The following is an 18,072-nucleotide window of genomic DNA, read 5'->3' as shown; positions in this document are numbered from 1 at the left end:
TCTACAAGATCATTTGTCTGAAACTGTCTTCTAAGCGCGCCCTTTCGGTCAAGCTACCTCGACCGAAAAGATCCAGTAAAATTTCAGAAGGGATATTTCCAACCAGGTCGTCTTTGGCAAAAGGGCATCCGCCATACCCTAATAAGGCTCCTTCAAACTTACGGCAACCGGCATCATAAGCAGCACGAACCTTCGCAAGACTGTCTTCCCGTTTTGCGTGAAAATGTGCACCAACGGCTAACTGCGGATATCGTGTCCGAACAAGACCAAAGAGATCGGTAATCTGTGCCGCATTCGCCTCAGAAGTTGTATCCGCCAAGGAGAATTCCGTGATGCCAAGCTGCATGAGCTTATCAATCCATTCCTCAACCAGTACCGCAGACCAGGGATCATTATACGGATTGCCAAACGCCATACTGATGTAGACGACCAGAACCTTGCCATAGGCATCAGCCAATGCCTTCATTTCCTTCAATTGCCGATAAGATTCTTCCAGACCTCTATTCGTATTCCGCAACTGAAAGGTTTCTGATATCGAAAACGGGTAACCTATCAAATCTATTTTTTCCTCCTGAACGGCATCCTGGACACCCCTCAGGTTGGCGACTATTGCCAATAACTTTACGCGATCATCTTTTACGACACCCGCCAGCACATCTTTCGTGTCAGCCAACTGCGGTACTGCCTTCGGAGAAACAAACGAACCAAAATCAATCACATCAAATAAGCCGCTTTCTATCAACCTATTGATATGTTTAACTTTTTTATCCGTTGCAATAAAATGATGCAGCCCCTGTATAGCATCCCGCGGACAATCAACCAATACTACCTGATCTTCCATACTGAATAATTAGCTGTCTTTTTCAATTTCCCGGGCAATCACCATCTTTTGAATGCTGGAAGTCCCCTCTCCTATTGTACACAGTTTGGCATCGCGAAAGAACTTCTCTGCGGGATAATCTTTCGTAAAACCATACCCGCCAAAAATCTGCACAGATTCATTGGAAACGCTTACTGCAGCCTCTGAAGCATATAATTTGGCCATTGCACCGATCTTAGACACACGCTCGCCATGATCTTTGAGATAACCAGCCTGGCGTGTCAGTAGTTCACTGGCCTCCACCTGGGTAGCCATATCCGCCAAGGCAAATGAAACGGCCTGAAAATCGTAAATCTTCTTTCCAAACTGCTCTCTTTCATGTGCATATTTTAATGCACATTCATAGGCCCCCCGGGCAATACCCAGAGAAAGCGCCGCAATAGAAATTCTACCGCCGTCTAAAAGTTTCAATGCCTGTACAAATCCTTGTCCCTCCTCACCAATCAGCTGATCACGGTGTATTCTACAGTTGTCAAAAAACAGACATGCCGTTTCTGAAGCACGCATCCCTAATTTATTCTCCTTTTTTCCTGCTGTAAAGCCAGGAGTATCTTTTTCAACGATAAATGCAGACATCCCCTTTTTATCGCCCTTTTCCCCCGTACGTGCAATCACAACGGCAACACTCGAGCTAATGGCGTGCGTAATAAAATTCTTTGAACCATTCAACAGGTAATAATCCCCATCCCGCTCAGCAAAGGTGGTCATACCACCGGCATCCGAGCCGGACCCCGTTTCTGTAAGTCCCCAGGCACCGATCCATTCTGCTGTGGCCAGCTTTGGAAGATAACGTCGCTTCTGTTCTTCATTGGCAAAGCTCAAAATATGATTGGTACACAAGGAGTTATGTGCCGCAACCGAAAGTCCGATCGATCCACAAACCTTGGAGATTTCATCCAGCACAGTAATATACTCCTGGTACCCCAAGCCCGAACCTCCGTATTCCTCGGGAACAATAACACCCATGAAACCATGTTCACCTAATTTTTTAAAAACTTCTATTGGAAATATTTGGGCTTCGTCCCATTCCATCACATAAGGTTTGATATGATGCTGTGCAAAATCACGTGCACTTTGTCTGATCATATCCATTTGTTGTTTATTTTCAATAAACATAAGCATGAATATTAAATTTACAATCGGTAATACAATTCAAATATATCAAAATAATTAGGAATAAAATTGCAAATATTCTAAAATTTTATTTTAAATTTATCTAAAAATAAGAAATTCTTAATTACATCGCTTTTAAACCAGAATTATAAACTATGAAGGAGCTGCTCGCATTACTTCACCAAAAAAGAGAAAATCTAAAGCTCGGTGGTGGCATCGATAAAATCAAAAAACTAAAAGAAAAAGGTAAACTGTCGGCTTGGGAAAGAATAACTTACTTGCTGGATGCTGACCGTGAGTATCTAGAGATTGGCATGTTTGCCGGAGAAGGCATGTATGTTGAGCATGGGGGATGTACCAATGCTGGCTGTGCTGCCGTGATAGGCTACGTTAAATCCAAACTTTGTGTTATCGTCTCAAACGATGCGACCGTCAAAGCCGGAGCTTGGTTTCCCATCTCAGCCAAGAAAAATCTTCGCGCACAGGAAATCGCTATGGAAAATAATCTTCCGATTATCTATCTGGTGGATTCTGCAGGTGTCTTCCTCCCGATGCAAGATGAGATTTTTCCCGATAAAGAACACTTTGGCCGTATATTCCGCAATAATGCACGTATGTCGGCCATGGGCATCCCCCAGATCGCCGCGATTATGGGAAGCTGTGTAGCTGGAGGGGCCTATTTACCCATCATGTCAGACTACGCATTTATCGTCGAAGGCACAGGATCCGTCTTCTTAGCTGGCCCTTATCTGGTTAAATCGGCTATTGGTGAGACCGTAGATGCGGAAACACTTGGAGGAGCTTCTACGCATTCCGAAATATCGGGTGTTACAGACAATAAGTTCCCTGACGACAAAAGTTGCCTAACGGCCATTAAAAATGTGATCGATAAAATCGGTGGTCATGCAAAAGCAAACTTCAATCGGAAAGAAAGCCATCCGCCAAAAACAGATCCGGAAAAAATAATTGAAATTCTTCCGGAAGACCGTACCAAACCCTATCGGATGCAAGATATTCTCGAAGCAATTGTTGATGCGGATACACTGGAGGAGTATAAACCCGATTATGGGAAAACAATTGTATGTGCGCTTGCACGTATAGACGGCTGGGCAGTAGGTATTGTCGCCAACCAACGGGAGATTATCAAAGCGAAGAAACCCGGTAATGCGATGGAAATGCAAATGGGCGGTGTTATTTATAGTGACTCAGCAGACAAAGCTGCACGCTTTATTATGAATTGCAACCAGCAAAATATACCCCTTGTTTTCTTTCAGGATGTCACTGGATTTATGGTGGGTAGCCGATCCGAACAAGGTGGAATTATTAAAGATGGCGCTAAAATGGTTAACGCGATGGCAAATTCCGTTGTGCCAAAATTTACTTTTATAGTAGGCAATAGCTATGGTGCAGGAAATTACGCTATGTGCGGAAAGGCCTATGACCCACGCTTGATCTATGCCTGGCCAACGGCCCAAATGGCCGTCATGAGTGGCAATGCGGCTGGTAAAACATTATTTCAAATTCAAGAATCAGCATTAAAAGCCAAAGGGAAAGAAATCAATGAAGAGGAAAAAAATATCCTTCTCAAATCCATTGAAGACCGATATAACGAACAATTAAGTCCCTATTACGCCGCTGCCAGGCTCTGGGTGGATGGCATTATCGCCCCGCAGGAAACCCGAAAGGTAATCAGCATGGGTATAGAGGCCGCCAATGAAAAACCTATAATCGAGCGGTACAACGTTGGTGTAATTCAGGTTTAGGAATATTCGACCAATAGACTCCCTAAAAGGTTTATCCCAACAACACAACCCCCTCCACGATCGGTGACCGCGGAGGGGTGAAAAGATGTATGGCCAATCTTTTATTCATTACAACGTATTCCATGTTTTGCTAATTATTTCAAATCCATTCACAGCCTCAGGATTACGCATGACATCTTTTGAAACTGCCCGCTCGGTAGGAATACCTGAGAAAATCTTTTTTATTGGCAGTTCCAGCTTTTTCCCGCTCCAGGTATAGGGGACGTCGGAAACCTGAAAAATTTGATCGGGCACATGCCTGGGACTGTATTCCCTTCGAAGAGATTTTTTGATTTTATCCTTCAGTTCATCCGTTAAGGTCCCGCTTTTTAGCTGAACAAAAAGTAACATATCAGAAGAGCCATTTTCGTGATCGACACAAATGACCAAACTATCCTGCACCTCATCTGTTGCATTCAATACATTATAGATTTCAGCAGTCCCGATACGTACGCCGCCACGATTAAGGGTAGCATCAGAGCGACCATACATAATTATTCCGTCATTCTTCGTTATCTGAATCCAGTCACCATGGCTCCAGATACCGGCATACTTATCGAAGTAACTATCATAATATTTTTGATTGCCCGCATCATTCCAGAAGTAAATCGGCATACAAGGCATCGGCTCTAAAATAACCAGCTCCCCCACCTCTTCATAGACAGCGATTCCATCTGCGTTAAAAGCTTCTATTTTGGATCCTAAGGTACGGCACTGTATTTCACCGGCATGCACATCAAGCAAGGTGCATCCTGAAAGAAAAGCACTGCAGACATCCGTACCACCACTCAACGAAATAATCTGAGTTTCCGGAAATTGCTGATGAATCCATTCAAAAATAGCTGGTGGTAATGGAGAACCGGTCGATCCAATTGTTTTCGGCATATACTCCAATGCTTTTAGATCCTGATCCTGACAAGAAATTAAATAAGCAGCGCCCACACCAAAATGATCAACGCCTGTTTCTTTTGCAAACCTCCACAGGCTCAGTTTATCCGGGAAGTTGGTTGCTCCGTCATATATACACAAGGTATTGCCCATTAATAGTGCCGAAAGTGCATAATTCCACATCATCCAGCCTGTTGTCGTATACCACATAAACCGCTCTCCCTCCTGCACATTCTGATGCAACCCTAAGGCTTTCATGTGTTCTAACAGCATCCCTCCGGCGCCATGTGTGATCGCTTTAGGTTTTCCTGTCGTTCCCGAAGAATACAAGATCCATATGGGATCTTCAAAAGCCACGGCTGTAAACTGAAGTTCACCCTGGGGGATGGTAGAATTCATGATCATTTGCCAGTTTTTATCATGAATAAAAACACAGGTCTTCAGAGAGGGCAAACGTTCCGCGAGCTTTCTTACACTTTCTTCTTTCTCAAAGACCCGTCCATTATAAGTGTACTCCGCATTTGCAAAAAGCACCTTTGGCTCGATTTGCTCAAAACGATCTTGAATACTTGCCTCACCAAAGTCAGGGGAACAACAGGACCAGATTGCTCCAATTGAATTCGTAGCCAAAAATAAAGCTATAGCTTCAACCCCGTTAACCAGCACGCCTGCCACGCGATCCCCTTTCGAGACCCCCTGATTTTTTAAATACACCTGTAATCTGAGCACCATTCCCCTCAACTCTTCCCAGGAGACTTCACGTCGAGAATCTTGTTCCGACTGGAAAACAAGAGCGGGCCGGGTATCTGTGGCACGGCGAAACACATGCTCCGCGTAGCTTAACGTCGCTCCACTGAACCATTTCGTCCCGATAAAACTAGCTCTGTCCGCGGGATAAGTTAATATATGCGTAAAATCTGAACGAAATTCTATCTTAAAATAAGTTGCAACACTCTCCCAAAAGTCAGCAATATGCGCAGTTGACCATTTCCAGAGCTCGTGATAAGACGCAAAGGATAATTGATATCGCTGTTCGACATACTGTTTGAATCTATTGATCTCCGATTGAGATTGCTGCTCTTCTGTCGGGCTCCAGAGTAATTTTCCCATAATAGTTGGATATAAAAACGGTTATATCCAAACTTAACTAAATTTGCTCTGAAATGCAATTTTTATTGGGACTCAAACAGAACAAATAAACAACATCAATTACTTTATTGAAATATTATTCTGAAATATCCGTAGTTCATCAAATAAACGAGGCAAACATCCTCCTTTAAAGCACCTCGATCTCGGTTCCGTCCTCCAGCGGGTGACCGGTACACAGCAAGATACGTCCATTCTCCATTTCTCGGTCTGTTAGCACTTCATTGTAATCCATTCTCACTTTTCCTTTGGAACATTGAGCAATACAAGTGCTGCACATACCAGACCTGCAGGAATAAGGCAGTTTGATCTTATGCTCAAGTCCTACGTCCAAAATGGACTTATTGTAAGGAATCTCAAGCGCATAGGTTTCGTCCTGAAAATGTAACTTGATCTGATAAGACGTCGTATCGATTACCTTTTCAGTTTCGTCGTCATCATCTTCTTCATTTTCAGGTAATAAAAACGTTTCTCTTTTTATCTGATTAGTATCAAAGCCCATTCCCAAAAGTGTGAAACGGCATAAATCCATATAAATAACCGGCCCGCAGGTATAGCATAATGCATCCTCTTTTGGCCCAACGAGATGATCCTTGACAATGGAAAGAATATAATCCCTGTTCAGACGGGCCTTCATCAGATATTTACTGTTGGAATAAATCCAGACGATCGTTAAACGATCTGGGAATCGCTTGGCCCATTCCTCCAATTCCTCCCGAAAGGGTGCCTGATCAGCAGATCGATTGCTATATACCAAAACGACCTTAGATTTCTCTTCAACAAGAAGTGCCGTTTTAAGAATCGAATACAAAGGCGTTATACCAATACCGGCGGCAAATAGAAATAAAGTCCTTACTTTATATTGTTCGGGCTCATAGATAAATAATCCCTGTGGCTCCATGGCTTGAACAATATCCCCTTCGCTTATCGTGTGATGAAGTAACCTCGAAATTTCGCCATTCTCCACACGTTTTACGGTGATGCTTAGCGGCTCATTATAATCTGGGGAACTATTAAAAGAATAAGAACGACGCACTTCCCGATCACCAAACATAAAAGAAAGCGTAATAAATTGACCAGCTTTATAAGGAGGATAGCCACCGTCAGTAGATTCCAGCTGAAAAGTAATATTATTATTGGGCTGAGGAATTATCTTTGCTATTCGTAATGCGTACATAAGCCAAATATACTGTCGAATTTTGGCTTACACAAATGAAAAAAAGGATTCGAAAGCGGCTTTTTAGGGATGCGCTATATAACAATTTTGTTGTATTACAATTGACAGACAATTCTCGTACAATAATTGTAGAATTTCACGTTATATTTATATTAAAACTTATCATATTAAGATTATATGCAAACACGCAGAAACTTCCTTCAAAATGCAGCAAAAGCCACATTAGGTATTGCTGTATCTGGATCAATATTACAAGATATTGCTTCCGCGAAAGAAACTGAATTAAATGCCGCTGCTTTAAAGTTTTCTCAAGTCAAGTTACCTTTCAGTTATGCCGCTTTGGAGCCCAATATTGATGCCCTGACGATGGAAATCCATTATACAAAGCACCATATGGCCTATATCAACGCCGTCAACGAGGCCATTGTTGCTGAATCCATCAAAGAAACTTCAGAAGAGCAACTTTTAGCTAACATATCCAAATATTCCGCAAAAGCCAGAAATAATGCGGGAGGTGCCTGGAATCACAATTTCTTTTGGGAAAGCCTGTCCGACAAAGCAAGCCAGCCTTCGGAAAAACTGCTGGCGATGATCAATAAGACTTTCGGTTCAATTGACAAATTCAAAGAGCAATTTGCCGCTGCGGCAACCACCCGTTTTGGATCGGGATGGGCTTGGCTGATCCTCGACGATTCAGGAAACCTGAAAATAACGTCTACGCCAAATCAGGATAATCCATTAATGGATGTCGCGGAAGTAAAAGGTATCCCCGTTTTGGGTCTCGACGTTTGGGAGCATGCTTATTACTTACATTACCAAAACAAAAGGGCAGACTATATCAAAAATTGGTGGAACGTTGTCAACTGGAAAAAAGTAAATGAGCGAATAGCATAACATAAAAAAAGCTCGATCTAACGATCGAGCTTTTTTTATGTTATAATCCGTCACAACACCTACTATCCCAGCACTGCTTTCAGTTTGTTTACCTGAAAATCGATCAGCTTTTGAAGCGGACCTGTAGCGATCATTTTCATCATCATATTTAAATCGGCATCAATCACAAAGCTCGCTTTCGTCACCGTATCCGATACGGCCTGCAGTTCCCAGCGTAAGGTAACCTCAAATGGTGCCTTTTCGGATGGAACGAGCTTAATCAATTGATTGACTATCCGCTCTTCAACCTTTAACGCCAATTTCGCCATATTTTGAATGGTAAATCGGGCTTCGTCTGTTGTTGAAGACCAATTATAAATATTTTCAGGCATTAACTGTTCGTGATTGTTAAGATCAGTCAAAAAAGCAAATACTTCGCCTACATTCCTGTTGATTTCTGTGGTATTCTGAATGGTAGTCATAACGGTAAATTATTGATCTTTATTGAAAGTTTTCACCCCATCCCGCAGGATTCAATCGCCACTTTTTCAAAATTTCAACATCCTCTTCCAATACGTAGCTATTTTCGGCTGCAACCTGAATTAGCGCGTCGTAGTTACATAGACTGAAATAAGGACATTTTGCATCTGCAAAATTATCTGTCGCCTGTTGCAATCCATACGTAAATATGGAAACCAATCCAACAACATTGCAACCTGCTTCGCGCAATGCTTTAACAGCGATCAGGCTACTTTTACCTGTTGAAATTAAATCTTCAACCACAACGACACGTTGACCACTAACGACCTCGCCTTCAATCATATTTTGACGGCCGTGATCTTTCGCTGAGCTTCTAACATAAGAAAACGGCAGGCCTAAATCCTGCGCTACCAGCACCCCTTGTGGAATACCTGCCGTAGCAACTCCAGAAATCATATCTACTGATCCAAACTCTTCTTGAATAAGCTTAGAAAGCTTCTGACGAATATACGTACGTATTGCTGGATGAGATAAAGTGATACGGTTATCACAGTAAATTGGAGACTTCCAACCCGACGCCCAAGTAAAAGGACTTTTAGGTTGCAATTTTATTGCTTTAATTTGCAATAAGGATTCAGCAACTTTTTGTTCAACCTCATTTAAATTATTCATGGCGCAAATTTATAAAATTTATATGAACGAAACCGTGCTAATTTTAGCAGATTTTGTTCCTTCGAAAACCGAAAACACGCAAACAATTAGTATTCAAGACATTGAACTTCAAAAACTTTTCAAACAATCTGAAATTGATAAAGTTCCAAAGACCTATCTCTACGTCAACAAGGATTTCGAGACCGTATTTCAAAATTTAAAAAGCAAGCTTAAAATCATCAAAGCAGCTGGCGGGCTGGTCAAAAATGGTGATGGAGATTATCTTTTTATTTACCGCTTGGGCAAATGGGATCTCCCCAAAGGTAAGGTTGAAGATAATGAAAAGATGAAAGAAGCCGCCGTACGTGAAGTAGAAGAAGAATGTGGTATTAAAATAAATTATTTAGGCAAGAAGATTACCACATCATACCATACCTACTATTTACGCAACGGCGAGTTTGTATTAAAGGCAACAAACTGGTATGAAATGGGCGTTAATAAGGTTCCGAAATTGATCCCGCAAACAGCCGAAGATATTACAAAAGCAGAATGGCGTCACGTGGACCAATTTGATGAAGTACGGGCAAATACCTATCCCATTATAGAAAACCTCATCAAAAAGCTTAAATAGACTGTCTTTTGAGGTTCATCTGACAGTAATCCGGGAGATCATTCTTATTTTTATCGTATGGAAAATATAACAGGAAAAAGGGCTTTAGTTACAGGTGGGGCCAAAGGATTGGGCAAGGCCATTGCTGTAGCATTGGCTAAAGAAGGCGTCCACGTAGCGATTACGGGCAGAAACGAAACTGCATTGAAACAGACCGTTGCCGAACTGGCTGAATTAGGGACGGAGGTTACCTACGCAGTATTTGACGTGGCTGACAACACTGCCGTGCAACAGGAAGTTAAAAATCTCAATGAAACCTTTGGCTATTTTGATATTTTAATTAACAATGCGGGTATATCTTCCTTTTCTTCAGTGATGGACATGGACGTTAATGACTGGACAGCGATTGTCAACGTTAACCTGCTGGGGACCTATTTTGTTACAAAGGCTATCCTGCCACAACTTATTGAAAAAAATCAGGGTGACATTGTCATGGTATCTTCTACGGCTGGACTGAATGGCGCGGCTACCACATCGGCCTATAGCGCTTCAAAATTTGGCGTTATCGGATTTGCTGATTCCTTGATGCGTGAAGTACGTAAAAACAACATCCGGGTATGCACCCTGATGCCGAGTACCATCGCTTCAGATATGTCGAAGGATCTTGGCCTCACGGACGGGGACCCTGAAAAGGTATTGCAACCGGAAGATTTCGCGGAACTAATTATCGCAAATTTAAAATTGCCTAGAAGAGCGATGTTAAAATCAGCCTCTTTATGGTCTACAAATCCATAAAACCACTATTGCGAGCCTTTAACAACGCTTAAGGCCCGCAATAGAATTATTTATGATCTATCAACACCATTCTCAGACAGGAGCTCACTACACCCGTTTAATATAAACAAGAAATTATGAGTAAACTATTTTCATCGATAAACATCGGTTCCTTAAACCTGAAAAATCGCTTAGTCGTTTCCCCTATGTGCCAATATTCTGCTGAAGATGGTTTTGCAAACAACTGGCATCTTGTCCACCTCGGTCAATTTGCCATTGGAGGTGCAGCAGCAGTCATACAGGAAGCAACAGCCGTCGCACCCGAAGGTAGAATCAGCTATGGAGACCTCGGGATATGGGATGACCGGCATATTGACAAATTGAAAGAAATAACTGCCTTTATCAAAGCAAACGGTGCTCTCCCCGGTATTCAAATCGCGCATGCTGGCCGAAAAGCCAGCAGTAACAAGCCTTGGCTTGGCCGTGGTCAATTTGCCCCCTCAGAAGCCCTAGGATGGCAGACCGTCGCTCCATCGGCACTGGCTTTCTATCCGACAGATTACGCCCCCAAAGAGCTTAAAACAAATGAGATCGAAGAAATCATCGAACAGTTTGGACAAGCTACCAAAAGAGCTATTCAAGCTGGTTACGAAATCATCGAGCTCCACGCAGCACACGGTTACCTCATCCATCAATTTCTCTCTCCTTTGTGCAACTTACGAATAGACCAATTTGGTGGTACATTTGAAAATAGAATCCGTTTCTTGCTGGAGATCATCAAAAGGGTAAAACAAGAAATAACAACACAAAGTTTATGGGTACGTATTTCAGCGACAGACTGGGCCCCGAACGGTTGGGACCTTGATCAATCCATTGCGCTGTCAAAGCTCTTGGTAGAACAGGGTATAGATATCATCGACGTATCAAGTGGTGGAGCTGTTTCACATCAAAAAATTGATGTCGGCCCCGCTTATCAACTTCCTTTTGCTGTAGCGATCAAAGAAAAAACCGGAAGCAAAACTGCTACTGTCGGCATTATTAAAACAGCGACTCAGGCCGCCGATATTATTGAGAAAGATCAGGCGGATTTAATTATGATTGCTCGGAGTTTTTTAGATGATCCACATCTTCCTTTACACTTTGCAAAAGAATTATCCGTGGACATCCCCTGGCCAAAACAATACGAAAGAGCAAAATGAAATTAAGCTTAAACAAAATACACCATATTGCGATCATATGTAGCGATTATCAGCGGTCGAAAAAATTCTATACTGAGGTCCTCGGCCTTGAAATCTGGCAGGAACATTATCGGGTAGAGCGGGATTCATACAAATTAGATTTAAAACTCAACGAAACATACATCATTGAACTATTTTCCTTTCCCTCTCCCCCTACTAGACCGAGTTTTCCTGAAGCTGCAGGTTTAAGGCATCTCGCTTTTGAAGTCGATAATCTGGATACGGAAATACATAAATTAGAACAGGCAGGTATCCTACATGAAGGGATAAGGATCGACGAACTAACACAAAAAAGGTTCACTTTTTTTGCCGACCCCGATCAGCTTCCGATAGAGCTATACGAGCGTTAGAAACAAAACCTTCATATTTTTATAAGTACCAAGAGCTATGAAAATCAACTGAAGGCTCTTTCCGACCACCGGAAAAACAGAAACACTTTAAAATAAAAAAGCGTTGATTTTCATCAACGCTTTTTTTATTATGTCGTAAATCGAAAATTACAATTTACGTTTTACTTCTACTTGTTCGTAAGCCTCTACGATATCACCCACTTGGATGTCGTTGAAACGGTCAATGTTCAGACCACACTCGTAACCTTGTGCAACCTCTTTCACATCGTCTTTAAAACGTTTCAGGGATGCCAATCGACCTGTATGGATAACGACACCGTCTCTGATTATGCGGATATCATTATTTCTATTGATCTTACCTTCTCTAACCATACATCCGGCAATGGTACCCACTTTAGAGATTTTAAATGTTTCTCTGATTTCAACCTCAGCAACAATTTTCTCTTCAAATTTCGGTGCCAACATACCTTCCATCGCAGATTTGATCTCTTCGATTGCATCATAGATGATAGAGTACAAACGAACGTCGATTTGCTCATTCTCAGCTAATTTACGTGCATTTTGTGTTGGACGTACTTGGAAACCGATAATGATCGCATCAGAAGCAGATGCCAACAATACATCTGATTCGGAGATCGCACCCACCGATTTATGGATAATATTTACCTGAATTTCATCCGTTGATAATTTCAATAATGAATCCGATAATGCTTCAATCGAACCGTCCACGTCACCTTTAACAATAATATTAAGTTCCTTAAAGTTACCGATAGCCAAACGACGACCGATCTCATCCAAGGTAATATGTTTCGTTGCACGCATACCTTGCTCACGTTGTAACTGAAGACGTTTGTTTGCTACCGTTCTAGCCTCGGATTCACTTTCAAGAACATAAAGCTTATCCCCAGCTGTAGGCGCTCCGGCCATACCTAATATCTGTACCGGCACTGAAGGACCTGCTTCTTTAACACGTTCACCTCTTTCATTGGTTAAGGCTTTGACCTTACCAGAGTGTGAACCCGCCAAAATCGGATCTCCGACGCGAAGGGTACCTCCTTGGATCAATACTGTAGTCACGATACCACGGCCTTTGTCCAAAGCTGCTTCGATCACCGAACCGACTGCACGTTTTTTCGGATCAGCTTTCAAATCCAACATTTCAGCTTCCAAAAGAACTTTTTCCAAAAGAAGATCAACATTTTCTCCGGTTTTTGCGGAGATCTCTTGCGCTTGGAATTTACCTCCCCAATCTTCAACCAAGATATTCATTGCAGAAAGCTGCTCACGGATACGGTCCGGATTCGCTCCCGGTTTGTCTACTTTTGTAAATGCAAATACAATCGGTACTCCAGCTGCTTGCGCGTGATTGATCGCCTCTTTTGTTTGCGGCATGACTGCGTCGTCCGCCGCAATAACGATAATAACGATATCTGTTACTTTCGCACCACGTGCACGCATTGCCGTAAAGGCTTCGTGACCCGGTGTATCCAAAAATGTGATCTTACGATTATCATCTAACTTCACCGCATAAGCACCGATATGTTGTGTGATACCACCGGCCTCACCCGAAGTCACGTTTGCTTTACGGATATAATCCAGCAAAGAAGTCTTACCGTGGTCAACGTGTCCCATTACCGTTACGATCGGAGCTCTAGGCACCAGATTCGCCTCAGTATCCGGTTCTTCCAATTCCGCAGTTTCCTCATCTTCAGGTTTAATAAATTCAACCTGATAGCCAAATTCATCCGCCACAATAGTCAAAGTCTCTGCATCCAGACGTTGGTTGATCGACACAAACATGCCTAAACTCATACAAGTAGCAATGATCTGCGTGACCTGAACGTCCATTAAATTCGCCAGCTCATTCGCCGTAACAAATTCGGTAACGCGCAATACCTTCGCCATCAATTCCTGCTCCATTGCAGCTTCTTCTGCATGTTGTGCAACATCATCACGTTTCTGGCGTCTTAATTTCGCACGTTGCGCAAATTTACCAGATTTACCCGCACCGCTTAAACGGGCAAGTGTAGCTTTGATTTGATCTTGGATTTCCTTTTCAGAAGGTTCCTCCTTATTTTCAACAGGTCTTCCTTTTCCTCTATTGTCAAAACGACCATGTTGTGGTCTTGCGCCACCTTGTCCCGGTCTACCTTGGTGCTGGTTGTTCCCACCCTGCCCCGGTCTACCTGGATGCTGATTGTTTTGTCCCGGACGATTGTTCGGATTATTGTTGTTCCCTTGATTACCAGCTCGGTTACCTTGTTGGTCACGATTGTGGTTGTTGTTTCCATCGCGAGGACCACGGTTCTGATTGTTATGCCCCTGACCTTGTCCCGCATTCGGATTTACTGGACCGTTTGGATTCGTGCGCTTACGCTTACGTTTCTCATTGTTGTTTCCAGCATTTGAAGAGGATGCCACAGGCTTGTGGGAAGGTCTAGCAGATGGTAATTCAATCTTACCAATTACTTTTGGACCAGTCAACCTTTCTGCACGCGCAGAAATAATATCATCGCCTTCTTTTTTCACAGGCTCCACTTTTGGAGTTACTGGTACAGCAGCTTTAGGTGCTGTTTCGTCTTTTTTCTTTTCTTCTACCTTCACAGGTTCGGTTTTTGTCTCTACAACCGGAGTTGCTTTTACTTCAGTTTTATCTACTTCAGGTTTGGGAGTTTCTACCTTAGGTGCAACGACTTCGGTTTTTTGCTCAACAACCTTTGGTTCTTCTTTTTTTGCTTCGATAACAGGCTCTTTGACTTCAGCTTCTTTCTGCTCTACGGCTTTCTCCGCAACCTTAGTCTCTGTTGGTGCCTCATTCGTCACTTTAGGTTCCTGTTTGGAAGGTTCTTCTTTTTTTATCTTGTTTCCCCCTCTATTTAGGGCATCAAGATCTATTTTGCCGACCACTTTCATACCCCCTTGATGAACAGGTTCCTCCGGTTTGGCAGGAGCGGCTTCTTTGGCAGATGGGATTTCTATGGTATTCTTAACCAAAATCTCTTTCGGCTCTTCATGTTCTTCAAAATCCTCATTTTTAGATGAATCTTTAGGAGAAGCGGACGGCGACTCCTCACGACGAATTTTGCCAATAACAATTTGTTTAGCTTCATCTTTCAGTGATTTGTCTCCCTGAAACTCTTTTAACAGCACACCATACATCTCTCCGCTCAATTTAGTGTTAGGCTTTGCTTCTACATCATATCCTTTTTTCACTAAACATTCGACGGCAGTATGTATCCCGATGTTGAGTTCCTTTGCTGCTTTAAGCAAGTTTGTTCCTTTTCCTTCAGTCATCTATAATATAAACTATTTTAATATAATTACAAAAATATGTTTTTTTCCATCCATAAACAATTTATTCCGAATGTTAGATGGAAAAAATTTAACAAGCTGAATTTTATTCAAATTCAGCCTGCAATATACGTACGATATCACGAATGGTATCTTCTTCCAGGTCGGTACGTCTAACCAACTCTTCTTCACTAAGTGATAAAACAGATTTTGCAGAGTCTAAACCAACACGTTTCAACTCATCGATAACCCAGCTCTCAATTTCGTCGCTGAATTCCTCGATATCCACATCCTCATCAAATTCATCATTCTCACGGTAAACATCAATCTCGTAACCGGTCAGCTTACCAGCCAGTTTAATGTTGTGTCCACCACGTCCGATTGCCAGGGATACCTGATCCGATTTTAAGTATACAGCAGCAGTTTTATTTTCCTCGTCGATCTTAATCGAGCTGATCCGGGCAGGGCTCAGTGCACGGGCGATATATAAGGAATGGTTTGTCGTGAAATTAATCACATCAATGTTCTCATTACGCAATTCGCGAACGATACCATGAATACGTGATCCTTTCATACCCACACATGCTCCAACTGGATCAATACGATCATCGTAAGACTCTACAGCCACTTTAGCACGTTCCCCCGGTTCACGGACAATTTTCTTGATGGTAATCAGACCATCAAAGATCTCCGGAACCTCAAGTTCAAATAAACGTTGTAGAAACGCAGGTGCCGTACGTGAGATAATGATTTTCGGATTGTTGTTCATCATATCCACTTTATGGACTACTGCACGAATACCATCACCTTTTTTGAAATAATCAGCAGGGATCTGTTCCGACTTCGGTAAGATCAATTCATTACCATCCTCATCCAATACCAAAATCTCTTTTTTCCAGATCTGATAAACCTCACCAATAACCAACTCCCCTTCTCTATCTTTATATTTCTTGAATACTTCATCCTTCTCAAGTTCCAATACTTTAGAAACAAGCGTTTGGCGGGCTGCCAAAATAGCACGGCGTCCAAAGCTTTCCAAAGTGATCTGCTCGATAAAATCATCGCCTACTTCCAGGTCCTCATCGTGTTTTCTTGCTTCCGCCAACTCGATTTCAAGATCATCATCCTCAGAAAATTCATCTTCAACAACGACACGCGTTCTCCAAATCTCCAAATCTCCGTTATCTGGATTTACGATAACATCCACATTTTCATCCGTACCGAAACGACGACGGATCATGCTACGAAAAACCTCTTCCAATACTGTAATGACCGTAGGTCTGTCGATATTCTTAAACTCTTTAAACTCCTGAAAAGAGTCTATTAGATTGATGTTGCTGTTACTCATTATTTTTAAAATGAAATTACCACTTTTGTTGCTTTTATTTGATCAAAAGGAAGTTCTTTTTCCACCTCTTGCGCTTTTTTACCTTTTTCTTTTACTTTTTGAAGAATGCTGATCTTGGTCTCATCAACAGTCAACAATGTTCCTTCAATTTTGGTGTTATCGTCCAGTTTAATCTGCACGGTACGGCCTATATTTTTTTGGTATTGCCGGTTATTGACAAAATTAGAATCTATGCCCGGTGACGAAACCTCCAGACGATAAGCATTATCGATGACATTTTCTTCCTCTAAATGAAAACCAACATGACGGCTCACCTGTGCACAGTCATCAATATTAACCCCGTTATCCCCATCCAGGAGAATTTCCAAGATCTTATTTGGGCGCATCTTTACACTAACAATAAACAAATCCTCGCGATCTGCTATTTTTTCTTCTATGAGTTCAATGACTCTTTTTTCTACATCTTGCATTGTTCTACTGCCTAGAATGCTAAATTAATTGTATTAAAAAAAGGGGGCAATACGAGCCCCCTTCCTTTCAGATATGCAAATATAGTATTTTATAAAATAAAAAACAAATCCCCAAACAACTGCGAAAGTATTTTTTCTATTATTTCGAATTGTCAACAACTGCATTAATTGTTTTTTGCATCTGCGCCATCATACTGGTCAATGTTTCCATCGTCGGCTCAGGTGTTGGCTCCGGCAGTTGTGTGCTAATAAAAGCCTTCGCTTTCCAAACTTCAAGAATATCAGGAGTCTCCACCCAGTAAGGTTCATATGTTTTATTATCGGAAACAAGCTTTAAGCCTTTATCCTCCTTAAATTTAAAAGCGATACGCTTATAAACGACCCCCTCCTCGCGCGATACGACCACATAGGTATGACCGGGCTTTATATCATGCCAATTTTCGACATATTCAGCGACAATAATGGATCCCGATGGCAGAGGCAGCATCGAATCTCCTTTGATCTCAAATGCCCGAAAAGTCCCCTGTCCGAACATCGGAAGCGAAAACTTCGGAAGCTCAGCCACATACTCAGGATCGCCATACCCATTTAAATAGCCCGCGCTCGCCTTAACCGGCACAAGCTCAATGTTTTCGCGATCACTGCCATCAACAGTTACACTCAATACCCTGAGATTAGAAGCATTGCTTTTGGGCACCGGCTTCCACTTCTCATCAATCACATCATTCGCCAATTCATCCATGGTTAACCCATAAAACTCGGCAATTTTTTTTAGCAATTCATATTTGGGCTCTGCCCGATCTTCTTCATAAGCACCGACAGAAGCTCTTTTAATCTCCATGATATCAGCAAATTGCTGCTGCGTAATTTTCTTTCCTTTTCGAAGGAATTTCAAGTTGGATGAAATATTTGACATATTATTTTTTCAAAAAATATTTTGCAAAAACTAAATTTATTAGTAATATTGTGCCAATAAAATTA

Annotated in this window: 16 protein-coding genes; 6 read left to right on the top strand and 10 right to left on the bottom strand. The window is 42.0% G+C overall.

Features of this window, described 5'->3' with window-relative positions; genetic code table 11:
- Position 1: 1 nt before the first annotated feature.
- Both ABTV71_RS09525 and ABTV71_RS09520 read right to left on the bottom strand, forming a co-directional pair.
- The gene (locus tag ABTV71_RS09525; protein WP_121121397.1) at positions 2–841 is read right to left on the bottom strand and encodes a hydroxymethylglutaryl-CoA lyase; all 840 of its coding nucleotides are present in this window, start codon (positions 839–841) and stop codon (positions 2–4) included.
- A gap of 9 nt (positions 842–850) precedes the next feature.
- On the bottom strand, positions 851–1,996 hold the full coding sequence (locus tag ABTV71_RS09520) for an acyl-CoA dehydrogenase family protein (RefSeq protein WP_121121395.1): 1,146 nt from the start codon (positions 1,994–1,996) through the stop codon (positions 851–853).
- A 152-nt stretch (positions 1,997–2,148) separates the two neighbouring features.
- Between ABTV71_RS09520 and ABTV71_RS09515 the strand changes: the two genes are divergently transcribed.
- The gene (locus tag ABTV71_RS09515) at positions 2,149–3,756 is read left to right on the top strand and encodes an acyl-CoA carboxylase subunit beta (protein ID WP_433903025.1); all 1,608 of its coding nucleotides are present in this window, start codon (positions 2,149–2,151) and stop codon (positions 3,754–3,756) included.
- A 108-nt stretch (positions 3,757–3,864) separates the two neighbouring features.
- Here ABTV71_RS09515 and ABTV71_RS09510 read toward each other — a convergent pair whose 3' ends face one another.
- Together ABTV71_RS09510 and ABTV71_RS09505 are read right to left on the bottom strand one after the other, a co-directional pair.
- Positions 3,865–5,793, bottom strand: coding sequence for an acetoacetate--CoA ligase (locus ABTV71_RS09510; RefSeq protein WP_433903024.1), 1,929 nt, complete (start codon positions 5,791–5,793; stop codon positions 3,865–3,867).
- Positions 5,794–5,959: 166 nt separating this feature from the next.
- A complete protein-coding gene (locus ABTV71_RS09505; RefSeq protein ID WP_433903023.1) occupies positions 5,960–7,006 on the bottom strand; it encodes a 2Fe-2S iron-sulfur cluster-binding protein in 1,047 nt (348 codons plus the stop codon).
- Positions 7,007–7,183: 177 nt separating this feature from the next.
- Between ABTV71_RS09505 and ABTV71_RS09500 the strand changes: the two genes are divergently transcribed.
- Complete coding sequence (locus ABTV71_RS09500) at positions 7,184–7,900, top strand: superoxide dismutase (protein ID WP_121121387.1); 717 nt, start codon at positions 7,184–7,186, stop codon at positions 7,898–7,900.
- Between the two features lie 62 nt (positions 7,901–7,962).
- Here the strand turns inward: ABTV71_RS09500 and ABTV71_RS09495 are convergent, their stop codons facing one another.
- Both ABTV71_RS09495 and pyrE read right to left on the bottom strand, forming a co-directional pair.
- The gene (locus tag ABTV71_RS09495) at positions 7,963–8,361 is read right to left on the bottom strand and encodes an SRPBCC family protein (RefSeq protein WP_121121385.1); all 399 of its coding nucleotides are present in this window, start codon (positions 8,359–8,361) and stop codon (positions 7,963–7,965) included.
- A 19-nt stretch (positions 8,362–8,380) separates the two neighbouring features.
- Entirely contained in the window at positions 8,381–9,031 is a 651-nt protein-coding gene (gene pyrE, locus ABTV71_RS09490) for an orotate phosphoribosyltransferase (RefSeq protein ID WP_077435452.1), read from the bottom strand.
- Positions 9,032–9,053: 22 nt separating this feature from the next.
- Between pyrE and ABTV71_RS09485 the strand changes: the two genes are divergently transcribed.
- The 4 genes from ABTV71_RS09485 (at position 9,054) to gloA2 (ending at position 11,982) form a co-directional block, all read left to right on the top strand.
- Positions 9,054–9,641: an NUDIX domain-containing protein gene (locus ABTV71_RS09485; RefSeq protein ID WP_245971241.1), complete on the top strand. Its 588-nt coding sequence runs from the start codon at positions 9,054–9,056 to the stop codon at positions 9,639–9,641.
- 57 nt (positions 9,642–9,698) lie between these two features.
- Positions 9,699–10,415, top strand: a complete 717-nt coding sequence (locus ABTV71_RS09480) for a 3-ketoacyl-ACP reductase (protein WP_433903022.1) — start codon at positions 9,699–9,701, stop codon at positions 10,413–10,415.
- Between the two features lie 116 nt (positions 10,416–10,531).
- Positions 10,532–11,593 (top strand): NADH:flavin oxidoreductase/NADH oxidase, encoded by a 1,062-nt coding sequence (locus ABTV71_RS09475; protein ID WP_433903021.1) that lies wholly within the window; start codon positions 10,532–10,534, stop codon positions 11,591–11,593.
- Entirely contained in the window at positions 11,590–11,982 is a 393-nt protein-coding gene (gloA2, locus tag ABTV71_RS09470) for an SMU1112c/YaeR family gloxylase I-like metalloprotein (protein WP_121121376.1), read from the top strand. The genes ABTV71_RS09475 and gloA2 overlap by 4 nt, the downstream gene beginning before the upstream one ends.
- A 147-nt stretch (positions 11,983–12,129) precedes the next feature.
- Here gloA2 and infB read toward each other — a convergent pair whose 3' ends face one another.
- The 4 genes from infB to ABTV71_RS09450 all read right to left on the bottom strand — a co-directional run bounded on the left by infB (position 12,130) and on the right by ABTV71_RS09450 (position 18,007).
- Positions 12,130–15,276, bottom strand: a complete 3,147-nt coding sequence (gene infB, locus ABTV71_RS09465) for a translation initiation factor IF-2 (RefSeq protein WP_121121374.1) — start codon at positions 15,274–15,276, stop codon at positions 12,130–12,132.
- A gap of 103 nt (positions 15,277–15,379) precedes the next feature.
- The gene (nusA, locus tag ABTV71_RS09460; RefSeq protein ID WP_104382659.1) at positions 15,380–16,621 is read right to left on the bottom strand and encodes a transcription termination factor NusA; all 1,242 of its coding nucleotides are present in this window, start codon (positions 16,619–16,621) and stop codon (positions 15,380–15,382) included.
- A 5-nt stretch (positions 16,622–16,626) separates the two neighbouring features.
- Positions 16,627–17,091: a ribosome assembly cofactor RimP gene (gene rimP, locus ABTV71_RS09455; RefSeq protein ID WP_121121372.1), complete on the bottom strand. Its 465-nt coding sequence runs from the start codon at positions 17,089–17,091 to the stop codon at positions 16,627–16,629.
- Between the two features lie 139 nt (positions 17,092–17,230).
- Positions 17,231–18,007, bottom strand: coding sequence for an XRE family transcriptional regulator (locus tag ABTV71_RS09450; RefSeq protein ID WP_121121370.1), 777 nt, complete (start codon positions 18,005–18,007; stop codon positions 17,231–17,233).
- Positions 18,008–18,072: the final 65 nt, after the last annotated feature.

This window comes from Sphingobacterium puteale (assembly GCF_050986225.1).
GTDB lineage: Bacteria > Bacteroidota > Bacteroidia > Sphingobacteriales > Sphingobacteriaceae > Sphingobacterium > Sphingobacterium puteale.
The sequence above is the reverse complement of the archived record's forward strand: the minus strand, read 5'-3'. Positions and strand labels throughout refer to the sequence as shown.